Origin of the sequence: Alkalilimnicola sp. S0819 (assembly GCF_009295635.1) — a bacterium.
Classification (GTDB): domain Bacteria; phylum Pseudomonadota; class Gammaproteobacteria; order Nitrococcales; family WHIW01; genus S0819.
The window spans coordinates 1-21,246 of record NZ_WHIW01000020.1; the positions used below are offsets into that span (position 1 = coordinate 1).

Sequence of the window (21,246 nt, forward strand, 5' to 3'; positions counted from 1 at the left end):
GCCGAGCCCCGCAGGGCTGAGCGGAAGAAGTGGAGCGCTGTCTGAGCGAAACGAGTTCGCGGAACGCCGCTCAGACCGAGGAGTGAGGGGAGCCCCGGCGCAGCCGGGGCCAAGACTTGGAACCCCCAAAGCCCACCCGGACACGGCGGTCACCACCGACGTTCAGAGGTGTATCCCCGTGCTTATCGGATCGCCACGCAAGAACCTGTGGTTTCCCCCCCCCCCCAAAAAAAAAATCCGCGAAGAACCTTGTCTTGAGTGCGCCAGCGACGGCGCTGCGTGCCATGCTTGGCGCACCCATAAAAAAGGCCCGCCGGTGGCGGGCCTTGCTGTCAGCCTCTAACGCTTACTCCTGCTCTGGCGCCAGAGCCGGGTCTTCGTACTGGATGTTCGCCTGCTCACGCAGCTCGGTCAGATAATCCTGCACCTGCTGCTGGGCGAGTTGCTGGCGGATCTGCGGCTCCACGTCCTCCAGCGCCGGCCGGGGCTGCTCGCGGGTCTCTTCCAGCTTGATCACGTGCCAGCCGAACTGGGTCTGCACCGGCTCCTGGCTGAAGGCGCCAGGTTCCAGCGTCTGCAGCGCCTCGGCGAAAGGCTCCACCATTTGCTCGGCCACGAACCAGCCCAGATCGCCACCGGCCGCGGCGGAGGGGCCGGTGGAGTGTTCCTCGGCGAGCGCCGCGAAGTCCGCGCCCTGCTGGAGTTCCTCGATCAGCGCCTGGGCCTCGGCCTGCTCTTCCACCAGGATGTGTCGGGCCTTGTACTCCAGCGCGCCGCTGTCGCTGTACATTTCCTCGTAGGCCGCCTGCACCGCCGCCTCATCCACCGCGGCGGTGTCCTGCTGCTTGTTCTCTACCGCCGCCTGGGCCAGCAGGGCCTGGCGCACGCTGGTCACCCGTGCCCGCAGCATGGGGTCCTGGTCCAGGCCCTGGGCCTCGGCGGCGTTGGCCAGCAGGACCATGTCCACCAGTTCGCGCATCAGCGCATCACGTTGGGCTTCATCGAGTTGGGCGCTTTGGCCGCCAGTGCGCCGCTCCAGGTGGAAGGCCAGCATTTCCTCGGTGATAGGGGTACCGTCCACGCGCATCAACACGGTCTGACCTTCGGTGTCGGCGGCGGTCGGCTGCTCGGCACCCAGGTTGCAGGCACTGAGACCGAACAGCATAAGCAGAGCGAGAGGCAGGGTCTTCTTCATGGGGCGTCCTTTATTGCCTTGTCATCGAGAGAGTGTGTCACGCCGGTTTGACCGGCGCGCCGGGTGTTCGTTCAGCCTTTTCCGCCCGGCTCCCGGGGCAGGTGGCGGGCGAGCCAGGCCCCTTGGGCCAGCACGAAGGCCAGAGTCAGGCCCAGTAGCCCGAACAGCTTGAAGTTGACCCAGGTGGCTTCATCGAACTGATAGGCCACATAGAGGTTCAACGAGCCGCTTAGCAGGAAAAAGCCGATCCAGCCCAGGTTGAGCCGCCGCCAGATGGGCGCGGCCAGGCTGAGCTGTTCGCCCAACAGGCGCTTGAGCAGATTGGGCCCGCGCAGCACTTCGCTCAGGGCAAAGGCGGCGGCGAAGGCCCAATTGACCAAGGTGGGCTTCCACTTGATGAACAGCGGGTCGCGCAGCCACAGGGTGGCGCCGCCGAGTACCAGCAGCAGCGCGAGCACGACCCATTGCATGCGCGCCACCCGTCGGTGGCGTAGCCACTGGTAGGCCGCCTGGGCGGCGGCCGCTATCACCGCCACCACGGTGGCGACGTAGATGTCGTGGCTCTTGTAGGCGAGGAAGAACAGTAGTACGGGCAGAAAATCGAAGAAGAACTTCATCGGTGCGGGGGTCCGTGCGTGTCCGCGCTGCCTGAAAGATGGGGCTCAGCTTAGCACAGGCCGTGTTGGGTGCCAGACGGGCGGTTTATGCCTCTCGGCGCCCACTGCGTTACAGTCGCGGGGACGTGTTCCTGTCCTTATCGGTGAGCGGGGGAGATTATGAGCCAGTATTTCGAGATTCATCCGGTATCGCCGCAGCTGCGGCTCATCCGTCAGGCCGCCGAGATCGTGCGCCAGGGCGGCGTGGTCTGTTATCCCACCGACTCCACCTACGCCATCGGTTGCCAGATGGCGGAGAAGGGGGCTTTGGAGCGCATTCGGCAGCTGCGCCAGCTGGGCGCGGACCATAACTTCACCCTGCTGTGCCGGGATCTGACGGACATCAGCAATTACGCCAAGGTGGAGAACACCGCTTTTCGCCAGATCAAGGCCCACACCCCGGGCCCCTACACCTTCATCCTCACGGCCACCCGCCAGGTGCCGCGCATGACTCAGCACCCCAAGCGCAAGACCATCGGTATCCGGGTGCCGGAGAATGCCATTTGCCAGGCGCTGATCGCCGAGTTGGGCGAACCCATGCTGAGCACCACGCTGCTGCTGCCCGGCGACGACCTGCCCATGACCGACCCGGAAGACATTCGCGAGCGCATCGGCAAGCAGGTGGATCTGATCATCGACGGGGGCAACAGCCTGCTGGAGCCCAGCACCGTGGTGGACATGAGCGCCGAGGCGCCGGTGGTGACCCGCCGCGGTCTGGGTGACCCGGCCGTGTTCGAATAAAGGGTGGGTGTCTTTGCGGTGAAATCCGTGCTGCTCATTCCGGCGTTTCGCTGAACCCCGGCCTCGCATGGGTTATCATCGCCCGAATTCGTCAGGCTAGCTCTTCTGGAGGTCTTCTTGAGCACGCTGAGCGGGCGGCAAAGCCGCGTTCTCTCGGGCATGCGCCCCACGGGGAAGCTGCATCTGGGGCACTACCACGGGGTGCTGAAGAACTGGGTGAAACTGCAGCAGGAGCATGACTGCTTCTTCTTCGTGGCGGACTGGCATGCCCTCACCACGCATTACGAGAACCGGGAGGTGATCGCGGAGAACGTCTGGAGCCTGGTCATCGACTGGCTGGCCTGCGGAGTGAACCCGAATATGGCGCGCATCTTCGTGCAGTCCCGGGTGCCCGAGCACGCGGAGCTGCATCTGCTGCTGTCGATGGTGACGCCGCTGGGCTGGCTGGAGCGCGTGCCCACCTACAAGGACCAGCAGGAGCAGCTCAGGGAAAAGGATCTGGCCACCTACGGCTTTCTGGGTTATCCGCTGCTGCAGAGCGCGGACATCCTCATCTATCAGGCCGATGCGGTGCCGGTGGGTGAGGATCAGGTGGCCCATGTGGAGCTCACCCGCGAGGTGGCCCGGCGCTTCAACCATCTGTTCGGGCGGGAGCCGGATTTCGCTGACAAGGCCGAGGCGGCGGCGCGCAAGATGGGCAAGAAGAACGCCCGTCTGTACGCCAATCTGCGCAAGCGCTACCAGGAACAGGGCGATACCGAAGCGCTGGAGGTGGCGGTGGCCCTGCTCGCTGACCAGCAGAACATCACCCTGGCCGACCAGGAGCGCCTGCGGGGCTATCTGGACGGCTCCGGCCGGGTGATCCTGCCCGAGCCCAAGGCGCTGCTCACTCCGGCTTCGCGCATGCCGGGGCTGGACGGGCGCAAGATGTCCAAGTCCTACGGCAACTACATCTCCCTGCGGGAAGACCCGAAAACGCTGGAGCAGAAGATTCGCACCATGCCCACGGACCCGGCGCGGGTGCGGCGCACGGACCCGGGCGAGCCCACCAAATGCCCGGTGTGGGACTTCCACAAGATCTACTCCGGCAAGGACACCCGGGAGTGGGTTCTGCAGGGTTGCCGCTCGGCGGGCATCGGCTGTCTGGATTGCAAGAAGCCGGTGATCGACGCCATGCAGACCGAGCTGGAGCCGATCCGCGCACGGGCCCGGGAGTACGAGAAAGACCCGGATCTGGTGCGCAACATCGTCAACGAAGGCAACGAGGCGGCGCGCGAGGAAGCCCGCGAGACCCTGGGCGAGGTGCGTGAAGCCATGGGGCTGAGCTACCGCTGAGCATGAACCAGGTGGAGCCGCTCGATCCCGCCGCCGAAGCCGGCCCTGTGCAGCAGGCGTTGGCGCTGGTGCGTGGCGAGCCGCTCACCGAGTTGCCGGTGGATTTGTACATTCCGCCGGATGCCCTGGAAGTGTTCCTGGAGACCTTCGAGGGCCCGCTGGATCTGCTGCTCTACCTGATCCGCCGCCAGAACCTGGACGTGCTGGACATTCCCATCGCCCGCATCACTCTCCAGTACATGGAGTACGTGGAGCTGATGAAGGACATACGCCTGGAGCTGGCGGCGGAGTATCTGGTCATGGCCGCGATGCTCGCCGAGATCAAGTCGCGCATGCTGCTGCCCCGGCCGGCTCACGCGGAGGACGCCGAAGAAGACCCCCGCGCCGAGCTGGTGCGCCGGCTCCAGGAGTACGAACGCTACAAGACCGCCGCCGAGGACCTGGACACGCTGCCGCGTACCGCGCGGGAGATCCACCCGGCCAGCGCCCCGGCGCCGGATCGCAAGGTGGTGAAGCTGCAGCCCGAGGTGAGCCTGAAGGAGCTGCTCGCGGCACTGGCCGAAGTATTGCAGCGCGCCGAGATGTTCACCCACCATCAGGTGCGTCGCGAGGCGCTGTCGGTGCGCGAGCGCATGAGCGAAGTGCTGAGCCGCCTGTCCGCCGAGCACTACAGCGAATTTCCGCAGCTGTTCAGCGCCGAGGAGGGCCGGCTGGGGGTGGTGGTCACCTTCCTTGCCGTGCTGGAGCTGATCAAGAACAGCCTGGTGGAGCTGGTGCAGCAGGAAGCCTTCGCGCCCATCTATGTGCGGGCGCGGGCCTAGGGAGCGGGCGCTCATGTCGGAACCGGAACTCAAGCACATTATCGAAGGGGCGCTGCTCGCCGCCGGCGAGCCGCTCTCGCTGGAGCGCCTGCAGGGGCTTTGGCCGGATGAGCGCCAGCCGGATCGCAAGGCTCTGCGCCAGGCCCTGGCGCGCCTGGAGCAGGATTACGCCGGGCGCGGCATAGAGTTGAAGGAAGTGGCCAGCGGCTGGCGCATCCAGGTGGGCGAGCGGCTCGCGCCCTGGGTCTCGCGGCTGTGGGAGGAGCGGCCCAGCCGCTATTCCCGGGCGCTGCTGGAGACGCTGGCCATCATCGCCTATCGCCAGCCGGTAACCCGGGGCGAGATTGAGGAGATACGCGGGGTAAGCGTGAGCTCCTCGATCATGCGCACGCTGCAGGAGCGCGAGTGGGTGCGCGTGGTGGGCCACCGGGATGTGCCGGGGCGGCCGGCCATGTTCGGCAGTACCCGCAAGTTCCTCGATTACTTCAATCTCAAGAGCCTGGACGAACTGCCGACCCTGCTGGAGCTGCGCGACCTGGATGATGCGCATCTGGAGCTGGATCTGCAAATGCCCCAGGAGGATTGAAAACAAAATGGCCGTTGTCTCGCGCAAGGCTTACGAAGTCGCCAAGGGAAGCAGTTCAAAGGCCGATGAGCCCGAACCCTACCCGTTCACCGTGCGGCTTTGCGGGCCTTGGGTGAGAACTGTCCCCCTTTCTCTAATCGGATAAGCACACCCCATGAGCGAGAAATTACAGAAAGTCCTGGCCCGCGCCGGCCTCGGCTCGCGCCGCCAGATGGAAGACTGGATCGCCCAAGGGCGAGTGCGGGTCAACGGCCAGGTGGCCGGGCTGGGGGATCGGATCGGGCCCGATGTGCGTATTACCGTGGATGGCAAGCCGATCAGTTCAAGGCGCCTGGTACCGCCCCCGCCCCAGGTGCTGCTCTATTACAAGCCCATCGGCGAGGTGAGCACCCGCAGCGACCCGGAAGGGCGTCCCACGGTGTATCAGAAGCTGCCCCGCGAGAAGGGCGTGCGCTGGGTGGCCGTGGGCCGGCTGGACGTGAACACGTCCGGGCTGTTGCTGTTCACCACCGACGGCGAACTGGCCAGCCGCCTGATGCATCCCAGCTACGGCATCCAGCGCGAGTATGCCGTGCGCGTGTTCGGCGAGGTGACTCCGGAGATCCTGCAGAGCCTGCACGAGGGCGTGGAACTGGAGGACGGGCCGGCTCGCTTCGAGAGCATCAGTGCCTCCCAGCCCATGAGCGCCGAAGGCGAGGACGAGGACAGCGCCAATCAGTGGTTCCGGGTGACGCTGGCCGAGGGGCGCAAACGCGAGGTGCGCCGGCTGTGGGAGTCCCAGGGGCTGCGGGTGAGCCGCCTGATTCGCCTGCGCTACGGCCCGGTGGAGCTGCCGCGCAATATGCGCCGGGGCGATCTCAAACCCATGCCGCCACGCCAGATGCTGGGCCTGTACCAGCTGGTGGGCCTGCGACGCGATGACCTGCCCGATGTCCGGGGCCATCGTCCCCGTCCAGGGGCGCGGCCCGCGCGCGGGAAAAGGCCGGCTCCCGGCAAGCCACGTCGGCGAGGCTGAACCCAGTGCTGGCGCCGGCTGCCGCTGCGCGAGCCGGGTTAGCTGACTGTTGAGTCATGATTTTCTCTCTTGCGGCCTACCTCCCCCTAAGCATTTGCCTACAGCGGAACCACGTAAAGGGGGCTAGCTTCAATAGCTCTCAGGGAAGAGCAGGGCGTCATCAGGGACGGTGACGCCGGAGGGCTCCAGGATGGAGCCGCGGGCAGGAAGCCACGATCCATGCCGTCGCCAGGGATGGGCGAGCAGGGCAGGAAGCCCCGGCATGTCGTTCCTCCCGCGCTGATAAGGTCAATAAGGAGGATGTGTCATGGAAGCCACGGTATCCGCGCGCAGAAAGCCTGATTGTCGTACCACCGGGGCCGTGCCGGCCTCACCCATCCCGGACCGACCCCGGCCGACCCCGAATCTCCCGGCCGGCCCCCGCCACGGCGTACTGGTGGTGGACGAGCGCACCTGGCTGGATTTGCCCGAGTGTCGCCGGCAGCAGAGTGTCTGGTTTGGCTTCGACGACGCCTGCGAGCTGCTCTGGACCCTGTTGCATAATCCCGGCGGGCGCAACGCCGCCGTGCGCTTCGATGAGTACCCGGCCGCTGGCGATTACGTCTTCTGCTGGCAGGGCGAGGGCTATTTCGTCGCCCCACCCATGGCCGATGCGGTGGTGGCGCGCCCCGGTTGAAGCCCGCCGCTTCTACTCCCCGGCCCCCTCGAAAGGCCGCCGCCTGACTGCGGTCTTCCGTTCCGCCCCCGTCTCTCGGGGGTGTTTTTTTATCCGGCTGGGGTTAGGCTCGGGCTCCCGCGAATTGCTCGCCTCAACACCGGATCGCACCCGCCATGCCAGCTGCCGAACTGCTCGCCCGCGCCCCCGTTCCCGATACGGGTAAACACCTCAGTCTCTACCGCGAAGCCGGGGGCTTTTCCATCAAGATCGCCGGTCGCGGCGAGCTGATGAACAGCCGCGTGTACGGCTCGGAGAAGGCACTGGCGGAGCTGGCCTGTGAGGGGCTTGCCCGGCGGCGGGGTGCGCGGGTGCTGGTGGGTGGCCTGGGCATGGGGTTCACGCTGGCGGCGGCGTTGCAGGGCCTGGCGGAGGATGCCGAAGTGGTGGTGGCCGAGCTGGTGCCCGAGGTGGTGCAGTGGAACCGGGATCTGATGGGTGAGCCCGCGGGGCATCCGCTGGACGATCCGCGCAGCACTGTGCGGGTGGGTGATGTGGCGGAGGTGCTGCGGGATGAGCCCGGCGGTTTCGACGCCATTCTCATGGACGTGGACAACGGCCCGGAGGGGATCATTCGCCGGGAGAACGACTGGCTCTACACGGTGCAGGGACTGGAGGCCACGCGGGCGGCGCTGCGCCCGGGCGGCGTGTTGGCGGTGTGGTCGGCGGGTCCGGACCGGCTGTTCACCGGGCGGCTGCACCATGCCGGCTTCAAGACCGAGGAGCGCACCGTGCGCCCGCATCGAAAGGGCCGCGGAGCGCGGCATCACATCTGGCTGGCCCGCGCCCGCTGAACGGCGCCTACAGCATGGCCTCGAGCACCGCGACCTCGTCCGGGAACCCGAACAGGAAGCCCTGGTAGGTGTGGCAGCCCAGCTCCCGCAGGCGTTGACGCTGCGCCTGGGTTTCCACCCCTTCGGCGATCACCGCCAGCTCCAAGGAAGCGCCCAGGCTGATGATGGAGCGAGCGATGGCTTCGGCCACCGGGTCGCTGAGGATGTCGCGCACGAAGCTCTGGTCGATCTTCAACTGGGAGAGCGGCAGGCGCTTGAGATAGGCGAGGGATGAGTAGCCGGTGCCGAAATCATCCAGCGAGAATCTTACCCCCAGCCGGCTTAAGCGTTGGGCGGTGGTGGCGGCCTCTTCCAGGTCTTCGATCAGCAGCGTTTCAGTCAGCTCCAGCTTGAGCCGCGCGGCGGGGGCGCCGCTGCGCTCCAGCAGCGCGGTCAGTTCCTCCACGAAACCGCTGGCGCGGAACTGTCGGGCGCTCAGGTTCACCGCCAGACTCAGCCCGGCGGTGCGCGGGCTCTGGGCCCAGCGCGCCAGCTGCGCGCAGGCGGTCTCCAGCACCCAGTGCCCCAGCGGCAGAATCAGCCCGCTGTGCTCCGCCAGCGGTATGAATACACCGGGCGAGATATTACCCCGTTGTGGATGCTGCCAGCGCAGCAGCGCCTCGGCACCGATCACCCGGCCTTCCTGGTCCACCTGGGGCTGGTAGGCCAGGCGGAACTGGCCCTGCGCCAGGCCCCGGCGCATGTCCGCTTCGAGGTTGATCCGTTCGGCGAGCGCCGCCTCGATCTCCGGGCTGAAGACCTGCATTGCATTGCGCCCGGCCTGCTTGGCCCGGTACATGGCCATTTCCGCATGGCGCAGCAGCTGGTCGGCCTGCTCGCCGCCCCGTTCGCCGGCCTGGGAGAGCGACAGGCCGATGCTGCAGCTGCCTTGGTAGCGCAGCTCTTCCTTCAGCTGATACTCCTCGCCCAGCGCGTCCTGTGCCTGCCTGGCAAGCGCCTCGGCCCGCGCTTGGGCCTTGCCCGGGGCCGCGTGCAAGCCCTCCAGCAACAGCGCGAACTCATCCCCGCCCAAGCGTACCGCGTGAACGTCCTTTTGGCGCTGGGCCAGTGCCTCCAGGCGCTGGCCCACCTGGCGCAGCAGCTCGTCACCCACCTCGTGATCCAGCGTGTCGTTGAGGTCCTTGAAGGCGTCCAGATCGATGTAGATGAGCGCCTGCAGCCCGGGCTCCCGGCCGGCCTGCTCGTCGGCATTGGTGCGCAGGCGCTCGAGCAGGTAGCTGCGGTTGGGCAGGCCGGTGAGGGTGTCGTAGTAGGCGATGCGGCGCACGGTCTCCTCGGTGCGCTTGCGTTCGGTGATGTCGGTGGCAATGCCGCACAGGCCGTAAATGGCGCCGCTGGCATCGCGCAGGGGGATTTTCTGGGAGAGGAAGGTGCGCGGTTCCCGGTGCTCGGTCTCCTGGTACTGTTCCTCCGTCTGCACCGCCTCGCCGTGCTCCAGGACCCGCTGGTCCACGACGCTCAGCCGCTGGGCGGCCGCAGGGCCCAGGAAATCCGCATCGGCAAGGCCGATGATCTGCTCGTTGGAGCGCCCCAGCAGTTCCCGGGCGGCCTGGTTGGCGTAGGTGTAGCGCAGCTCTCGGTCCTTGATGTAGATGAAGGCGCCGACGCTGTCGAGAATCGTCTCCAGCCGCTGTTCGCTCTCGCGCAGGGAGCGGGTGCGGCGGGCGATCAGCCGTCGCATCCAGAAAACCAGCACCAGCGTGACCGACAGCGCCACAGCCAGTATTCCCAACCCCCACCATACGGCGCTCGGCACCGCGGCGATCAGGCCGCCTCGCTCCGGCTGCCAGCGGCGCAGTACCCGGTAGTAGGGCGAATCGTTGTCGGCGCGCCAGGCCAACAGATGATCGTCTATGGCCCGCAATACGGCGCTTTGGCGGCCGCCGGCCGCGGCAAAGTAGAGTGGGGTGGGGTCGAAGACGATGGGCGTGGCCTCCAGGCCGTAGCGTGGCGCGTACATCAGCCCGAAACGGTCATCGCTGATCACCGCGTCGGTCTGGCCTTTGGCGGTGGTTCTCAAGCCTTGTTCCAGGCTGCGTACCGGTACCAACACCGCGTCGACGCCGAAGGCCCGCAGCAGTTGGCCGAAGCTTTCGTGCTGCACGGAGTCACGCAGCACCGCGATACGGAGGTGCTGCAGCTGGAAGACGGAGATCAGCCGCGCTTCGGGAGGCGCGAAGATCTGTGATCTGGCGTAGAGGGCGGGCTGCTGGTGGAAGTCCAGGGTCCCGGCTCGATTGGCGGACCAGGCCACATCCGGCATCAGATCCAGTGTCCCGGCGCGCAGCTGGCGCAGGCAATCGTCCCACTCACAGCGCTGGAAGCGCAGCGTCCAGTCCTCCCGCTGAGCGATCTCGCGCAGCAGGTCCACGAAAATGCCCGCCGGCTCGCCGGCGTCGTTCACGAACACCTTCGGCTCATTCTGGTAGACACCCACGCGCAGTTCCTGGCCCAGGGCCGGCGCGGCCAGCAAGCACAGCATCAGCAAGCTGGCTCGGAGAATTCTCGCGCCGGATCGTTTCATGCCATGTCCCTGGTTCAGTTCGCCTGGCTGCCGCAGAGGCCGAGGAGAATTGATCAGCATCTCCCAAAAGGGTATCGCCTGAATGTAGCAGCTCACGGCGAGCGGCGCAGTGGCTGTTCGCGGACGAGCTCCTTCCCGATGAGATCGCGGCCCTGGTCGCGGCTGGGCCCGAGCGGTATCGACCGGCTGCTCTGATACGATGTGCGTCTTTCCGCCGCGTGTATAGAGGGGGAGGCATGGGGCGTGCGCAGGCCGAGAAGCTGTGGTTGCTGCTGATGCCGGGGCTGTTCGTTGTGCTCTGGAGCACCGGTTTCATCGGCGCCAAGCTGGGGCTGCCCTATGTGGAGCCCTTCACCTTTCTGGCGGTGCGGGTGGCCTTTGCCGCGATACTTCTTTATCTGGTGGCCTTGCTTACCCGCGCGCCCTGGCCGGACAGGCGCACCAGTGCGCATATCGTGGTGGCGGGCCTGCTGGTGCATGGGGTCTATCTGGGGGGTGTGTTCTACGCCATCGATTTGGGTCTGGCCGCCGGGGTCACGGCCATCATCGTCGCCCTGCAGCCCTTGCTGACCGCGGCGCTGGCGGGCATTTTCCTGGGCGAGCGGATTCGACCCCGGCAGTGGCTGGGGCTCGTTCTGGGGCTGCTGGGCGTGGGCCTGGTGGTCCAGGGGCGTCTGGACTTCGGCGGTGGCCCGGCGGCGCTGGTCTGTGCCTTGGCCGCCCTGGTGGGGATTACCCTGGGCACGCTCTATCAAAAGCGCTACTGCCCGAATGCGGATCTGCGCAGCGCCGGCACCCTGCAATACGGGGGCAACGCGGTGGTGCTGCTGATCGCCGCGGCCTTGTTCGAGGACATGAGCATCGCCTGGAGCGGCGAGTTCATCTTCGCCCTCGGCTGGTTGGTGCTGGTGCTTTCGGTGGGGGCGATTGGTCTGCTGTTCGCGTTGATCCGCCGGGGCGCGGCGGCCCAGGTGGCAAGCCTTTTCTATCTGGCGCCGCCGTTCGCCGCCCTGTTCGGTTACTGCTTGTTCGATGAGCGGCTCGGGCCGCAGGCCCTGACCGGGCTGGCGGTGGTGGTGATCGGGGTGGCGCTGGTCAACTGGCGCTCGGCGTCCCGCTGAGTGCGGGTATGACCGAGCTACAGGGGGCGGTTCTCGACATAAGCATAGACGCAATCGTTCTGGCTGGTCGCTTGATGAAATATCGATAGTTTATAGAATCGCATAAACAACCCACTCATTAGACGGTTCAGTTATTTATGATCAAGCGCATAGTGTTGCTGACGGCAGGTCTGCTCTTCGCGGGCCAGGTTTTCGCCGCCACCGAACTGCAGCCCCTGGTGGACGTGCAGTGGCTGCAGGCCAACAAGGACAACGCCGACGTGGTGGTGCTGGACGTGCGCAACACCATCGACGGCGGCTCGCGGGAGGTCTTCGAGCAGGGCCATATCCCCGGCGCCGTGTACTCCAATTACGCCCAGGCCGGCTGGCGCGTGAAGCGCGACGGTGTGGTGGCCAAGCTCCCGCCGGTGGCGGACCTGGAGGCGCTGATCGGCGCCCTGGGCATTGATAATGAGAGCGCCGTGGTGGTGGTGCCCGCCGGGGTGGGGGCCACCGACTTTGGCAGCGCCGCCCGGGTGTACTGGACCTTCAAGGTGCTGGGCCATGACCGTGTGGCCATCCTCGATGGAGGCTACAAGGCCTGGGTGGCGGCCGGCGCGCCGGTGGAACAGGGTTGGAACGCGCCCGAAGCGGCAGCCTTCCAGGCGAACTTCCGTCCGCGGATGGTGGCCGACACCGCCGATGTGGAAGCCGCCATGGCGGAGGGTATCCAGCTGGTGGATTCGCGCCCGGCGGAGCATTTTCTGGGCCGCGGCAAGCACCCGGCGGCGCGTGCGGCGGGCACCATCCCCGGGGCGATCAACCTGGAGCAGCAGAAGCTGGTGAAGGGCGAGAGCACCGAGTTTGTCAGCCGCGAGACCCTGCAGCAGTTGATCGACGAGGCCGAGGTGGCCCGTGAACCCACCATTACCTTCTGCAACACCGGCCACTGGGCTTCCACCGGGTGGTTCGCTCTGTCGGAGATCGCCGGCTACCAGAACGTCACCATGTATGACGGTTCCATGGTGGAGTGGGCAGCGGACGAGTCCCGCCCGCTACAGGTGGAAAAGCGCGGCTTGCAGAAGCTGCTGAGCATCTTCGACTGAGCGGGCTCGACATGAGTGCGACGGATGTAACTATCGGTGCCGCCACGGCGGCGCCTCAGGCGGTGCGGCCCAGGGCGGACCGTTTCGTGGTCTCGGTGTCGCTGCTCTTCGCAGCGTTGCTGGGCGGCTTGATCTGGCTGGAGGCGCCCACCGACAGGCTCTGGCTGTTCCTGCTGGGCGGTGTGCTGGGGGTGGCGCTGTACCACGGCGCCTTCGGCTTCACCGCCGGCTGGCGCAAGCTGGTGGTGGAGAAACGCAGCGGCGGCATGCGCGCGCAGCTCTTCCTGCTCGCCATCGCCTCGGCGCTGTTCATTCCGGTGTTGGCGATCGCACCCTCCCAGGGGCTAAGCATCAGTGGCACCGTGGCGCCGGTGGGCACCTCGCTGTTGCTGGGCAGCTTCCTGTTCGGCTTCGGGATGCAGCTGGGTGGCGGCTGCGGTTCGGGCACCCTGTTCACGGTGGGGGCGGGCAACCGGCGCATGCTGGTGACCCTGCTGTTCTTCATCATCGGTTCGGTGATCGGCACCCTGCATCTACCCTGGTGGCTGGCGCAGCCGGGTTTCGACCCGGTAAACCTCTCCGCGGTGCTGAGCCCCTGGGGGGCGCTGCTGTTGCAGATCCTGGTGCTGCTGGGCCTGGCGCTGTGGGCGGCGGCCCATGAGCGGCGCCATCACGGCGAGGTGCAGAAGGCGGTGTTTCGCCGCGCCGAGTACGGTTGGCGCAGTTTCTTCATGGGCGGCTGGCCATTGTTCTGGGCCGCGCTCGTGCTGGCGGTGGGCAATCTGCTGACCATGCTGATCGCGGGTTATCCCTGGGGCATCACCTTCGCATTCGGCCTGTGGGGCGCGAAAGCGCTGGTGGGGCTCGGCGTGGACATGAGCCAGTTCGAGTTCTGGACCTGGGATTACCCGGCGCTGGCGCTGCAGGACAGCGTGCTGGTGAACGTGGTCTCGGTGATGGACTTCGGCCTGTTGCTGGGGGCGATGCTGGCCGCGGGCCTGGCGGGGAAGTTCAACGCCGCCAGCCGCAATCCGCTGCCTTGGCGTTCCCTGTTGGGGGCCGTGGTGGGTGGTCTGGCAATGGGCTACGGCGCTCGTCTCGCCTTTGGCTGCAATATCGGCGCGATGTTCAGCGGCATCGCCTCGGCCAGCCTGCATGGTTGGATCTGGTTCGGTTTCGCGTTTCTCGGCTCCTTGCTGGGCATACGCGCCCGGCCCTTGTTCGGCATGAGCCGGGGCTGAGGGGGGCGCATGGAAAAGAAGGCTTACAGTTACTGGCGGATTCTACTGGTGCTGCTGGCGTTATTCGCGCTGGTCTTCGTTGACCATATCAACAGCAGCACCTTCGCCCGCAACAGCGGGCAGGGTGGGGTGCAGACCAGTTATTCTCAGCTGGATTCCTCTGCCTGCGCGCCCTGCGGGGCGCCCTGTCCGTCCACCCGCAAGGAATGAGTCCGGCCGGGGGCACGCCTTGCGTGCTCCCGGTTTCCGGTCCACCTCACAGCTCCCGCATGATCTCGGCGGCCAGCTCGAAGGAGCGGCAACGCGCCTGGTGATCGTGGATCTGAGCGGTGATCATCAGCTCCTGCACCCGGGTACGCTCGATGAAACGACCCAGCCCCGCCCGCACCGTCTCCGGTGAACCCACCACCGATCCCGGCCCCAGGGTACGCTCCAGCATCGCCAACTCCTGGGGGCTTGCCTGGCGGGTAATGTCTTCCACCGGCGGCGGCAGCTTGCCCGGCCGGCCACGGCGCAGGGCGAGAAACTGCTGCTGCAGGGAGCTATACAGCCGCTGCGCCTGCTCGTCGGTGTCCGCCACGAACACGTTCACCCCGGCCATGCTATAGGGCGCCTGCAGATCCGCCGAGGCGCGGAAGGTGCTGCGATAGACGTGCAGCGCGTCCAGCAGTTGATCCGGGGCGAAGTGCGAGGCGAAGGCGAAGGGCAGACCGCGCAGGGCGGCCAGCTGTGCACTGAACAGGCTCGAACCCAGCAGCCAGATGGGCACCCGCAAGCCCGCCCCGGGGACGGCCTGCACCGCTTGGCCCGGCTTGGCTTGCTGGAAATACCCCTGCAGTTCCGCCAGGTCCTGCGGAAATTGCTCGGCGGCCTCGAAGTAACGACGCAGGGCCCGGGCGGTGCGCTGGTCGGTGCCTGGCGCGCGCCCCAGGCCCAGGTCGATGCGTCCCGGATAGAGTGACTCCAGGGTGCCGAACTGTTCGGCCACCACCAGCGGGGCGTGGTTGGGCAGCATGATGCCACCGGCACCCACCCGGATGCGCTCGGTGCCGCCGGCGATATGGCCGATCACCACGGCGGTGGCGGCGCTGGCGATCCCGGTCATGTTGTGGTGCTCGGCGAGCCAGTAGCGGGTGTAGCCGCAGCGCTCGGCGAGTCGGGCCAGTTCCCGGCTGTGGTGCAGGGCCTCGGCGGCGTCACCGCCGGCGCGGATGGGGGCGAGATCGAGTACGGAATAGGCAGTCATGGGCCATAGCCTAACACTGGGCTACATCAGATCCCGAGGAATGGATTCGTCCCAGTTCTGGGAATACACCCGACGGTCCTGCTCATAGGCGTCCAGGCGTGCATGGATGCGGAAATGCGTGCGGTTGGCGCTGAGCACGGTGCGGGTGACCACCTTGGTTTCCCAGTCGCCTCGGCGAAGGCCCCGCTCGGTGTAGGTCATGCCCCGGGGGGACTGAAAGTCGCTGCCCTGGAAGCTGTAGCGCTCCTCGGTGTTGCGCTGCAACTGCAGATTGATCTCCGGGATGTGGTAACGCCCCTGATCGTTGATCACCTCCAGGGTGCCGGTGTCCGCGGCCAGATCGCGAATCACGCGCCAGGCGTGGCGAGGCGCTTCGATGCGCCGGGTAGGCAGGGGCGGTGCGCCCTCCGCCGGGCCCAGGGGGCGCAAGGGTTCCGCCGAGACGTCGCTGGGGCGTACCGGCACGTTGAGCCGGCTGCGCGCGCAGCACAGGCGCAGCATGGCGGGTTCCGGCGCCGGCCAGGCCAGCGGGAAGTAGGACGAGGAGATGGACAGGCGCAGCCGATGGCCCGCGGGGATCACCTGGGCGATGCCGTTGAACTGTACCCTCACCGGGTAGGGGTGACCGGGCTTCAGGGGCTGGGGATTCTCGTGACCGTCCCGGTGGGTGAGATTGAGCAGGCCATAGGTGATGCGGGTACTGCGCCCGTCGGGGAAGACGTCGGACAGGCGCACCGCCACCTGGGCCACAGGGCGGTTGGCGGCGAGCACCAGTTCGGCCTCGGGAATGCCTAAGATGGTCAGGTCCGCGGCCAGTGGCTCGGTGTCGAAGAGCAGGGAGCCGCCGTCCTCCTCCCGTTGGTCATGGGGCAGGTCGGGCACGGCGGAGTAGGAGCACCACTTGCCCGCGTAAAGCCCCACCGAGAGCGGCGACTGCACGGTCTCTTCGGGCGCTTCGGCCCCGTCCCCGGGACAGTCCAGCAGGCGCCGGTAGCCCAGGCCATAGCAGCGCTTCTCCAGCCGCGGCGAGGGCCATTCGGCCTCGCCCACCCAGCGCCCGGGGCGGGCCTCGTAGGAGGTGGAGGGCGGGACGCTGTCCTGCAGCCAGACGCGCAGCATGGGCTCGTGCCCAAGCCCGGTTTCCTCGCCCTTGAGCCAGTGGTTCAGCCAGCGCAGGGCCTCCTGGAGAAAGCCGGTGGCCGGCCCGGGTACGCCGGCGTTTGGGTAACGATGGCCCCAGGGGCCGATCAAGCCGCGGCGGGGCACCCGCAGGTGCTCCAGCAGGCGAAAGATGGCGTTGGTGTACCCGTCGGCCCAGCCGCCCACCGCCATGATGGGGCATTGGATGCGGCTGTAGTCCTCGCACACCGAGCCATGGCGCCAGTAGGCATCGCGGCGCTGGTGGCGCAACCATTTCTCCAGCCACAGGCCGCTGCCCTCCAGGCGCTGGAACCACAGTTTGCGCCAGCGCTCGCCGGCGAGCTTCGGGTCCGGCGGCAAGCTGTTGAAGGCGAACATGACCGTGGCCTCGGACAGGTGATCGCCGAGCAGGCAGCCGCCCATGTAGTGCATATTGTCCTGATACAGATCGTCGGAGCTGCAGCAGCTGATGACCGTCTTCAGCGGCGCGGGCGCGCGGGCGGCGATCTGCAGACCGTTGAAACCGCCCCAGGAGATGCCCATCATCGCCACCTGGCCGTCACACCAGTCCTGCCGGGCGATCCAGTGGATCACGTCGACGCCGTCGCCAATCTCCTGCTCGGCGTATTCGTCTTTCAGCACCCCGTCGGATTCGCCGCTGCCGCGCATGTCCACTCGCACGCAGGCATAACCGTGGCCGGCGAGATAGGGCATGTTGCTGCTGTCCCGGGCCCGGGTCTGGTCGCGCTTGCGGTAGGGGATGTACTCAAGGATGGCGGGCACGGGCTGGTGGGTGGCGGCCTCCGGAATCCATAGCCGGGCGGAGACCTGCTGGCCGTCGGGCAGCGGTATGTAGAGGTGCTCGATGGTTCGCACTGCGTAGGGAAACTCCCGGACCACCTTCATGCGCCACGCCTCCGGCGTCGTTGTGCCCCCCAGGACAATTGATCAGCGGCTCCCTCAGTTAAGTGGGGATGCGTGGGGCGGGAGTCGAGCCCGTTATTGGTTGAGCGGGCGGTGGTCGCTGAACTCGAAGGGCGCACGGGCGAGCAGTCGCTGGAATTTGGCCTGCAGATCGGCATCGTCCTCGCCGCCTATGCTGGCCTCGCCCACCACGTAGCGGTAGGCATCCTGATTGGGCAGCTCGGACAGGCGTATGCCCTCGCGGGCCTCGAGCATCAGGTGGGCGTCCGGGAATTCCCGGGCGAGGGCTTCCAGTTCCTCCGGGTGCGGTACGCGCAGGATCTCCGCATCGCCGTACTTGTTCAGCATGAACATGCCCGCGGCCTTGTAGCGCCCGCCGGCGCGGCGGAAACGGGGCGCGCGCCCCAGGGCCACGGCGACGGCGATCTCGTGATTGGACATGCCGTCCACCTTGAGAAACAGATCGCTGTGGGACTGGGATATGCGGGGGTTCACCTCCACCAGCCAGAGCTTGTCCCGTGCCTCGTCCCAGAGGAACTCCACGTTGAAGCAGCCCTGGTCGAAGCCGATGGCGGCGATGAGCCGCTTGCACACGTCGATCATGTGCGCCTGAATGGTCTCGGGCAGCCGGGATGGATAGCGGTATTCGGTGAAGCTGTGCCCGGCGGGGTCCTTGAGCATGTCAATGATGCCGTGGATGAACACCTGCCCATTCCGGGCATAGCCTTCCGGGGCGGCCTGCACGCCACTCATGAAACTCTCCGCCAGGCAGTACAGGCCATCGACGCGCGCCACCCGCTTGGGCAGATCGGCCAGGGCAAGGGTCTGGTTGAAGGGCCTGCCCAGGGTGGCGATGTGCGCGCGGGTCCTGCCCAGGGCCTCTTCCAGCTGGTGGCGGCTTTCGATGTGGAAGCCCAGTTGCGAGGAGAAGCCTTTCACCGGCTTGAGCCAGAAGGGGTAGTTCAGTACCAGCTTGTCGGCGGCATGCGGGTCGAAGGGGTTGAGGGCCTGGAAGGCGGGGACGCACTCGGGCACGGCCTTGAGTTGCTCCAGCCGCGCCCAATACTTGTGCTCGCAGCGCAGCACCGCCTCCAGGCTGGGGCCGGGCAGGCCGTAATCGGCGGCCAGCACCGGGGCAAGGCAGCTGGAGGGGTAGTCCCAGTGGCAGATTACCGCGTCGATGGCGCCGCGGAAGGCGGCGAGATGGGCGCGGCAGGCGGCCAGCAGCTCATCGAAGGGGGCGTGGCTGCAGACCAGGGTCTGATGATCAAGAAGGCCGTGGAAGCGGTGCTCCTCGGCGTGATCGATGCTTTCCAGTTCGGCGCGCTGCCAGTCGCGCATGCCGAGTACGAAAACATTCCTGGGCATCCCCGGCGTCCTTCGGTGGACAAGCGTCTTCGCTTGCCACCAGAAAATAAGGGCGCCGGGACGGCTTGCAAGGGATGGTCCGCCTATTCGGTGACCGCCTTGCCGGCGAAATACTTGATGGTGACCATCTCCGCCAGGGTGTCCTCGATCAGCTTCGGGTAGTCGGGGAAGATCTCCCGCTCCATGCGCTCCAGGACTTCGTGGCTGGAACGGGTCTTGGGCTGGCCGCTGAGCAGCGCGCAGCAGTCCTTGTAGGGCTGGATGGAGGTCTCGTAGGTGCCGATGCGCCGGGCGATGTCGATGATCTCGTTCTTGTCCAGGCCCACCAGCGGGCGCAGGATCGGCATCTCCAGCGCCCGGGAGGAGCTGACCATATTCTCCAGGGTCTGGGAAGCCACCTGGCCCAGGCTGTCGCCGGCCACCAGCGCCGCCGCGCCGATGCGCTCGGCCAGGGCCTGGGCGGTGCGGAACATGAAGCGGCGGAACATCACCACGTCGTAGCCGCTGTTGTGGCCCATCAGGCCCAGGTCGAAATGGGTGTAGGGCAGCAGGTGCAGGCGGCAGCGCAGGCCGTACCGGGACAATTGCCGCGCCAGTTGCATGACCACGCTGTTGCTCTCGAGTTTCTGCTGGGCGGGGCTGGCGGTCATGTGCATGAAATCCAGCCGGCAGCCGCGCTTGAACAGCGTCCAGGCCGCCACCGGCGAATCGATGCCGCCGGAGAGCAGGGCCAGCGCGTGGCCCGTGGTGCCCACCGGCAGCCCACCCATGCCCGGGTGCTTCTCGGCGTAGACGAACATGCCCTGGGAGTAGATATCCACCCGGAAGGTCACGTCCGGCTTGCTCAGGCTCACCTGGGACCAGTCGGTGTGCTGCAGGATGCGCGCCCCCAGCTCCCGGCCCAGCTCGTCGGATTTGCCGGGAAAACGCTTGTCGGCGCGGTTCACCCGCACGGCAAAGCGCAGCCCCTCGCGGTACTGGCGACGGGCGATCTCCAGCAGGATCTCGGCGGCGGGCTCTATGCTGGGCAGGCCTTCCGCCTGGCCGGTGCGTTTCGCCGACAGGGAGATCACCGGGGTGTAATTGGCGATGCCCGCTACCTGGCCCAGCAGCTCGAGGACTTCCTCGGTGCGGGCGGCCTGGGCCGGCGGCACTTCCACGTAGATGCGCTGGTGGCTCTGGCGCACCGGCCAGTCCAGGCCGTCCGCGCGCAGGCGCTGACGAATGTGGCGGCGCAGGGCGCGCTCGAAATCGGCGCGGTTACGCCCCTTGAGGGCGATCTCGGCGTAGCTGACGAGGATGCGGTTGGCTTGCATGGGGCTGTGTTTCGCTGCGGTAGGGCGTGGCAAGGGTGCGTATTTAAACGCCTTTGATCTGCTACGGCAAATGCGCGGCTTGCAGCGCGGGCCGCAAGACCGCAGTTAGGAATGCAGGGACGGAACCGGTGACGACTGCCGGGGGAGAGCGCCATGGCCAGCGTGGACGGCGAACGATGGGATGAGATGCGGGCGGCCTTCGAGGCGGCGGACCGGGACGGCGATGGGCTGATCGACGCCACCGAGTTCGAGGGCTTCGCCGACCAACTGGCGCTGGCCGCGGACTCCCGGGTGGCGCGCCAGGCCTTCGGGGAGATCGACCGCAACGGCGACGGGCGGATCAGCCTGGACGAGTTCGCCCACTGGTGGGGCGGCGACTGATCGGCTTCAGTGCCGGCGCTTGAGCGCCTACCATGGGCGCCTTCCGGAGCCGTGGGGACGCATTTCATGGACAAGGACAGAACGCTGGGGCTGCGGCTGGTGGCCGGCGGCGTACTGGTGCTCAGCTTCGATGCGCTGCTGGTGCGTCTCGCCGATGCCCCGGCGCTGACGGTAATCTTCTGGCGCGGGCTATGCATCGCGCTCTCGCTAGGCCTGTGGTTCACCGTCAAGGCCGGGTTGCGGGGCTGGCGGCGCCAGGCTCGGGGCGGGCGCGGCGTGATCCTGGTGGCCTTGTTCTTCGCTGTGGACACCGTGCTGTTCGTCACCGCCATTACCCACACCGCGGTGGCCAACACGGTGGTGATCCTGAGCGCCTCGCCCCTGTTCGCGGCCATGTTCAGCGCGCTGTTTCTGCACGAACGCCTGGCGCTGCGTACCTGGTTGGCGGCGGCGCTGATCTTCGTCGGCGTGCTGGTGGTGTTCGCCGGTTCGCTGGGCAGCGGAGGGCTGTGGGGAGACCTGGCGGCGCTGACCGCCGCCTGCACCCTGGCGGCGACCTTCACGCTGCTGCGCTATTATCCGCAATTGGAACGCGTCCCGGTGGTGGCGGCCAGCGGCTTGGTATCGATGACGTTGGTGCTGCCCTTCGCGCAGCCCTTTGGCCTGCCGCCGGAAAGCTACGGCTGGCTGGCGTTGATGGGCCTGTTGCAGATGCCGCTTGCGATGGTGCTGCTGGCGGTGGGGCCGCGTTATCTGCCGGCCCCCGAAGTCAGTCTGCTGATGTTGCTGGAGACCCTGTTGGGGCCGCTGTGGGTCTGGTGGGCGCTGGGCGAGCAGCCGCCCGGCAACACGGTGCTGGGCGGCCTGCTGATCGTGGGAACACTGTTGGCTTACTTTCTGGCGGGCCGGCGCTTCGGAACGCCCTGAGAGCCGGAGGGCAGGCCCGCTCCGGGGAAAAGTACACCCCCGAGGGCCGTGGCGC

The 21,246-nt window shown here is 67.1% G+C and carries 20 protein-coding genes; 13 read left to right on the forward strand and 7 right to left on the reverse strand.

From position 1 onward, the window contains the following. Window positions 1-346 precede the first annotated feature (346 nt). A complete protein-coding gene (locus GBG68_RS13080; RefSeq protein ID WP_152148082.1) occupies window positions 347-1,195 on the reverse strand; it encodes a peptidylprolyl isomerase in 849 nt (282 codons plus the stop codon). A 71-nt stretch (window positions 1,196-1,266) separates the two neighbouring features. Next, the gene (locus tag GBG68_RS13085) at window positions 1,267-1,812 is read right to left on the reverse strand and encodes a septation protein A (RefSeq protein WP_152148084.1); all 546 of its coding nucleotides are present in this window, start codon (window positions 1,810-1,812) and stop codon (window positions 1,267-1,269) included. A 159-nt stretch (window positions 1,813-1,971) separates the two neighbouring features. Between GBG68_RS13085 and GBG68_RS13090 the strand changes: the two genes are divergently transcribed. From GBG68_RS13090 to GBG68_RS13120, 7 genes are all read left to right on the forward strand, one after another. Next, window positions 1,972-2,592: an L-threonylcarbamoyladenylate synthase gene (locus GBG68_RS13090; protein WP_152148086.1), complete on the forward strand. Its 621-nt coding sequence runs from the start codon at window positions 1,972-1,974 to the stop codon at window positions 2,590-2,592. Between the two features lie 117 nt (window positions 2,593-2,709). After that, on the forward strand, window positions 2,710-3,927 hold the full coding sequence (locus GBG68_RS13095; RefSeq protein ID WP_152148089.1) for a tryptophan--tRNA ligase: 1,218 nt from the start codon (window positions 2,710-2,712) through the stop codon (window positions 3,925-3,927). A 2-nt stretch (window positions 3,928-3,929) separates the two neighbouring features. Next, window positions 3,930-4,748 carry a segregation and condensation protein A gene (locus GBG68_RS13100; RefSeq protein WP_152148091.1) on the forward strand — a complete coding sequence of 273 codons (819 nt, stop codon included), beginning with the start codon at window positions 3,930-3,932 and terminating at the stop codon, window positions 4,746-4,748. A 13-nt stretch (window positions 4,749-4,761) separates the two neighbouring features. Then, window positions 4,762-5,334 (forward strand): SMC-Scp complex subunit ScpB, encoded by a 573-nt coding sequence (gene scpB / locus GBG68_RS13105; RefSeq protein WP_152148093.1) that lies wholly within the window; start codon window positions 4,762-4,764, stop codon window positions 5,332-5,334. Between the two features lie 154 nt (window positions 5,335-5,488). Next, window positions 5,489-6,349 (forward strand): 23S rRNA pseudouridine(2605) synthase RluB, encoded by an 861-nt coding sequence (rluB, locus tag GBG68_RS13110; RefSeq protein WP_152148095.1) that lies wholly within the window; start codon window positions 5,489-5,491, stop codon window positions 6,347-6,349. A gap of 307 nt (window positions 6,350-6,656) precedes the next feature. Further along, window positions 6,657-7,025 (forward strand): hypothetical protein, encoded by a 369-nt coding sequence (locus GBG68_RS13115; RefSeq protein ID WP_152148097.1) that lies wholly within the window; start codon window positions 6,657-6,659, stop codon window positions 7,023-7,025. Between the two features lie 155 nt (window positions 7,026-7,180). Next, entirely contained in the window at window positions 7,181-7,858 is a 678-nt protein-coding gene (locus GBG68_RS13120; RefSeq protein ID WP_152148099.1) for a spermidine synthase, read from the forward strand. Window positions 7,859-7,865: 7 nt separating this feature from the next. On the opposite strand, the gene GBG68_RS13125 is transcribed toward GBG68_RS13120, so the two are convergent. Next, window positions 7,866-10,442: an EAL domain-containing protein gene (locus GBG68_RS13125; RefSeq protein ID WP_193222340.1), complete on the reverse strand. Its 2,577-nt coding sequence runs from the start codon at window positions 10,440-10,442 to the stop codon at window positions 7,866-7,868. 236 nt (window positions 10,443-10,678) lie between these two features. Between GBG68_RS13125 and GBG68_RS13130 the strand changes: the two genes are divergently transcribed. From GBG68_RS13130 to GBG68_RS13145, 4 genes are all read left to right on the forward strand, one after another. Then, window positions 10,679-11,563, forward strand: a complete 885-nt coding sequence (locus tag GBG68_RS13130; RefSeq protein ID WP_226801801.1) for a DMT family transporter — start codon at window positions 10,679-10,681, stop codon at window positions 11,561-11,563. Window positions 11,564-11,700: 137 nt separating this feature from the next. Further along, a complete protein-coding gene (locus tag GBG68_RS13135; protein WP_152148103.1) occupies window positions 11,701-12,648 on the forward strand; it encodes a sulfurtransferase in 948 nt (315 codons plus the stop codon). Between the two features lie 11 nt (window positions 12,649-12,659). Further along, window positions 12,660-13,889, forward strand: a complete 1,230-nt coding sequence (locus GBG68_RS13140; RefSeq protein ID WP_152148105.1) for a YeeE/YedE family protein — start codon at window positions 12,660-12,662, stop codon at window positions 13,887-13,889. Window positions 13,890-13,898: 9 nt separating this feature from the next. Further along, window positions 13,899-14,099, forward strand: a complete 201-nt coding sequence (locus GBG68_RS13145; RefSeq protein ID WP_152148107.1) for a hypothetical protein — start codon at window positions 13,899-13,901, stop codon at window positions 14,097-14,099. A gap of 46 nt (window positions 14,100-14,145) precedes the next feature. On the opposite strand, the gene GBG68_RS13150 is transcribed toward GBG68_RS13145, so the two are convergent. From GBG68_RS13150 to thiI, 4 genes are all read right to left on the reverse strand, one after another. Beyond that, window positions 14,146-15,135, reverse strand: coding sequence for an LLM class flavin-dependent oxidoreductase (locus GBG68_RS13150; protein WP_152148109.1), 990 nt, complete (start codon window positions 15,133-15,135; stop codon window positions 14,146-14,148). Between the two features lie 21 nt (window positions 15,136-15,156). Further along, window positions 15,157-17,181, reverse strand: a complete 2,025-nt coding sequence (locus GBG68_RS13155) for a CocE/NonD family hydrolase (RefSeq protein WP_152148112.1) — start codon at window positions 17,179-17,181, stop codon at window positions 15,157-15,159. 93 nt (window positions 17,182-17,274) lie between these two features. Then, the gene (locus GBG68_RS13160; protein WP_152148114.1) at window positions 17,275-18,567 is read right to left on the reverse strand and encodes an ATP-grasp domain-containing protein; all 1,293 of its coding nucleotides are present in this window, start codon (window positions 18,565-18,567) and stop codon (window positions 17,275-17,277) included. 83 nt (window positions 18,568-18,650) lie between these two features. Beyond that, the gene (thiI, locus tag GBG68_RS13165) at window positions 18,651-19,883 is read right to left on the reverse strand and encodes a tRNA uracil 4-sulfurtransferase ThiI (protein ID WP_152148116.1); all 1,233 of its coding nucleotides are present in this window, start codon (window positions 19,881-19,883) and stop codon (window positions 18,651-18,653) included. 153 nt (window positions 19,884-20,036) lie between these two features. On the opposite strand from thiI, the gene GBG68_RS13170 reads away from it, so the two are divergent. Both GBG68_RS13170 and GBG68_RS13175 read left to right on the forward strand, forming a co-directional pair. After that, window positions 20,037-20,264 carry an EF-hand domain-containing protein gene (locus GBG68_RS13170; protein WP_152148118.1) on the forward strand — a complete coding sequence of 76 codons (228 nt, stop codon included), beginning with the start codon at window positions 20,037-20,039 and terminating at the stop codon, window positions 20,262-20,264. A gap of 66 nt (window positions 20,265-20,330) precedes the next feature. Beyond that, window positions 20,331-21,191: a DMT family transporter gene (locus tag GBG68_RS13175; RefSeq protein ID WP_152148119.1), complete on the forward strand. Its 861-nt coding sequence runs from the start codon at window positions 20,331-20,333 to the stop codon at window positions 21,189-21,191. Window positions 21,192-21,246: the final 55 nt, after the last annotated feature.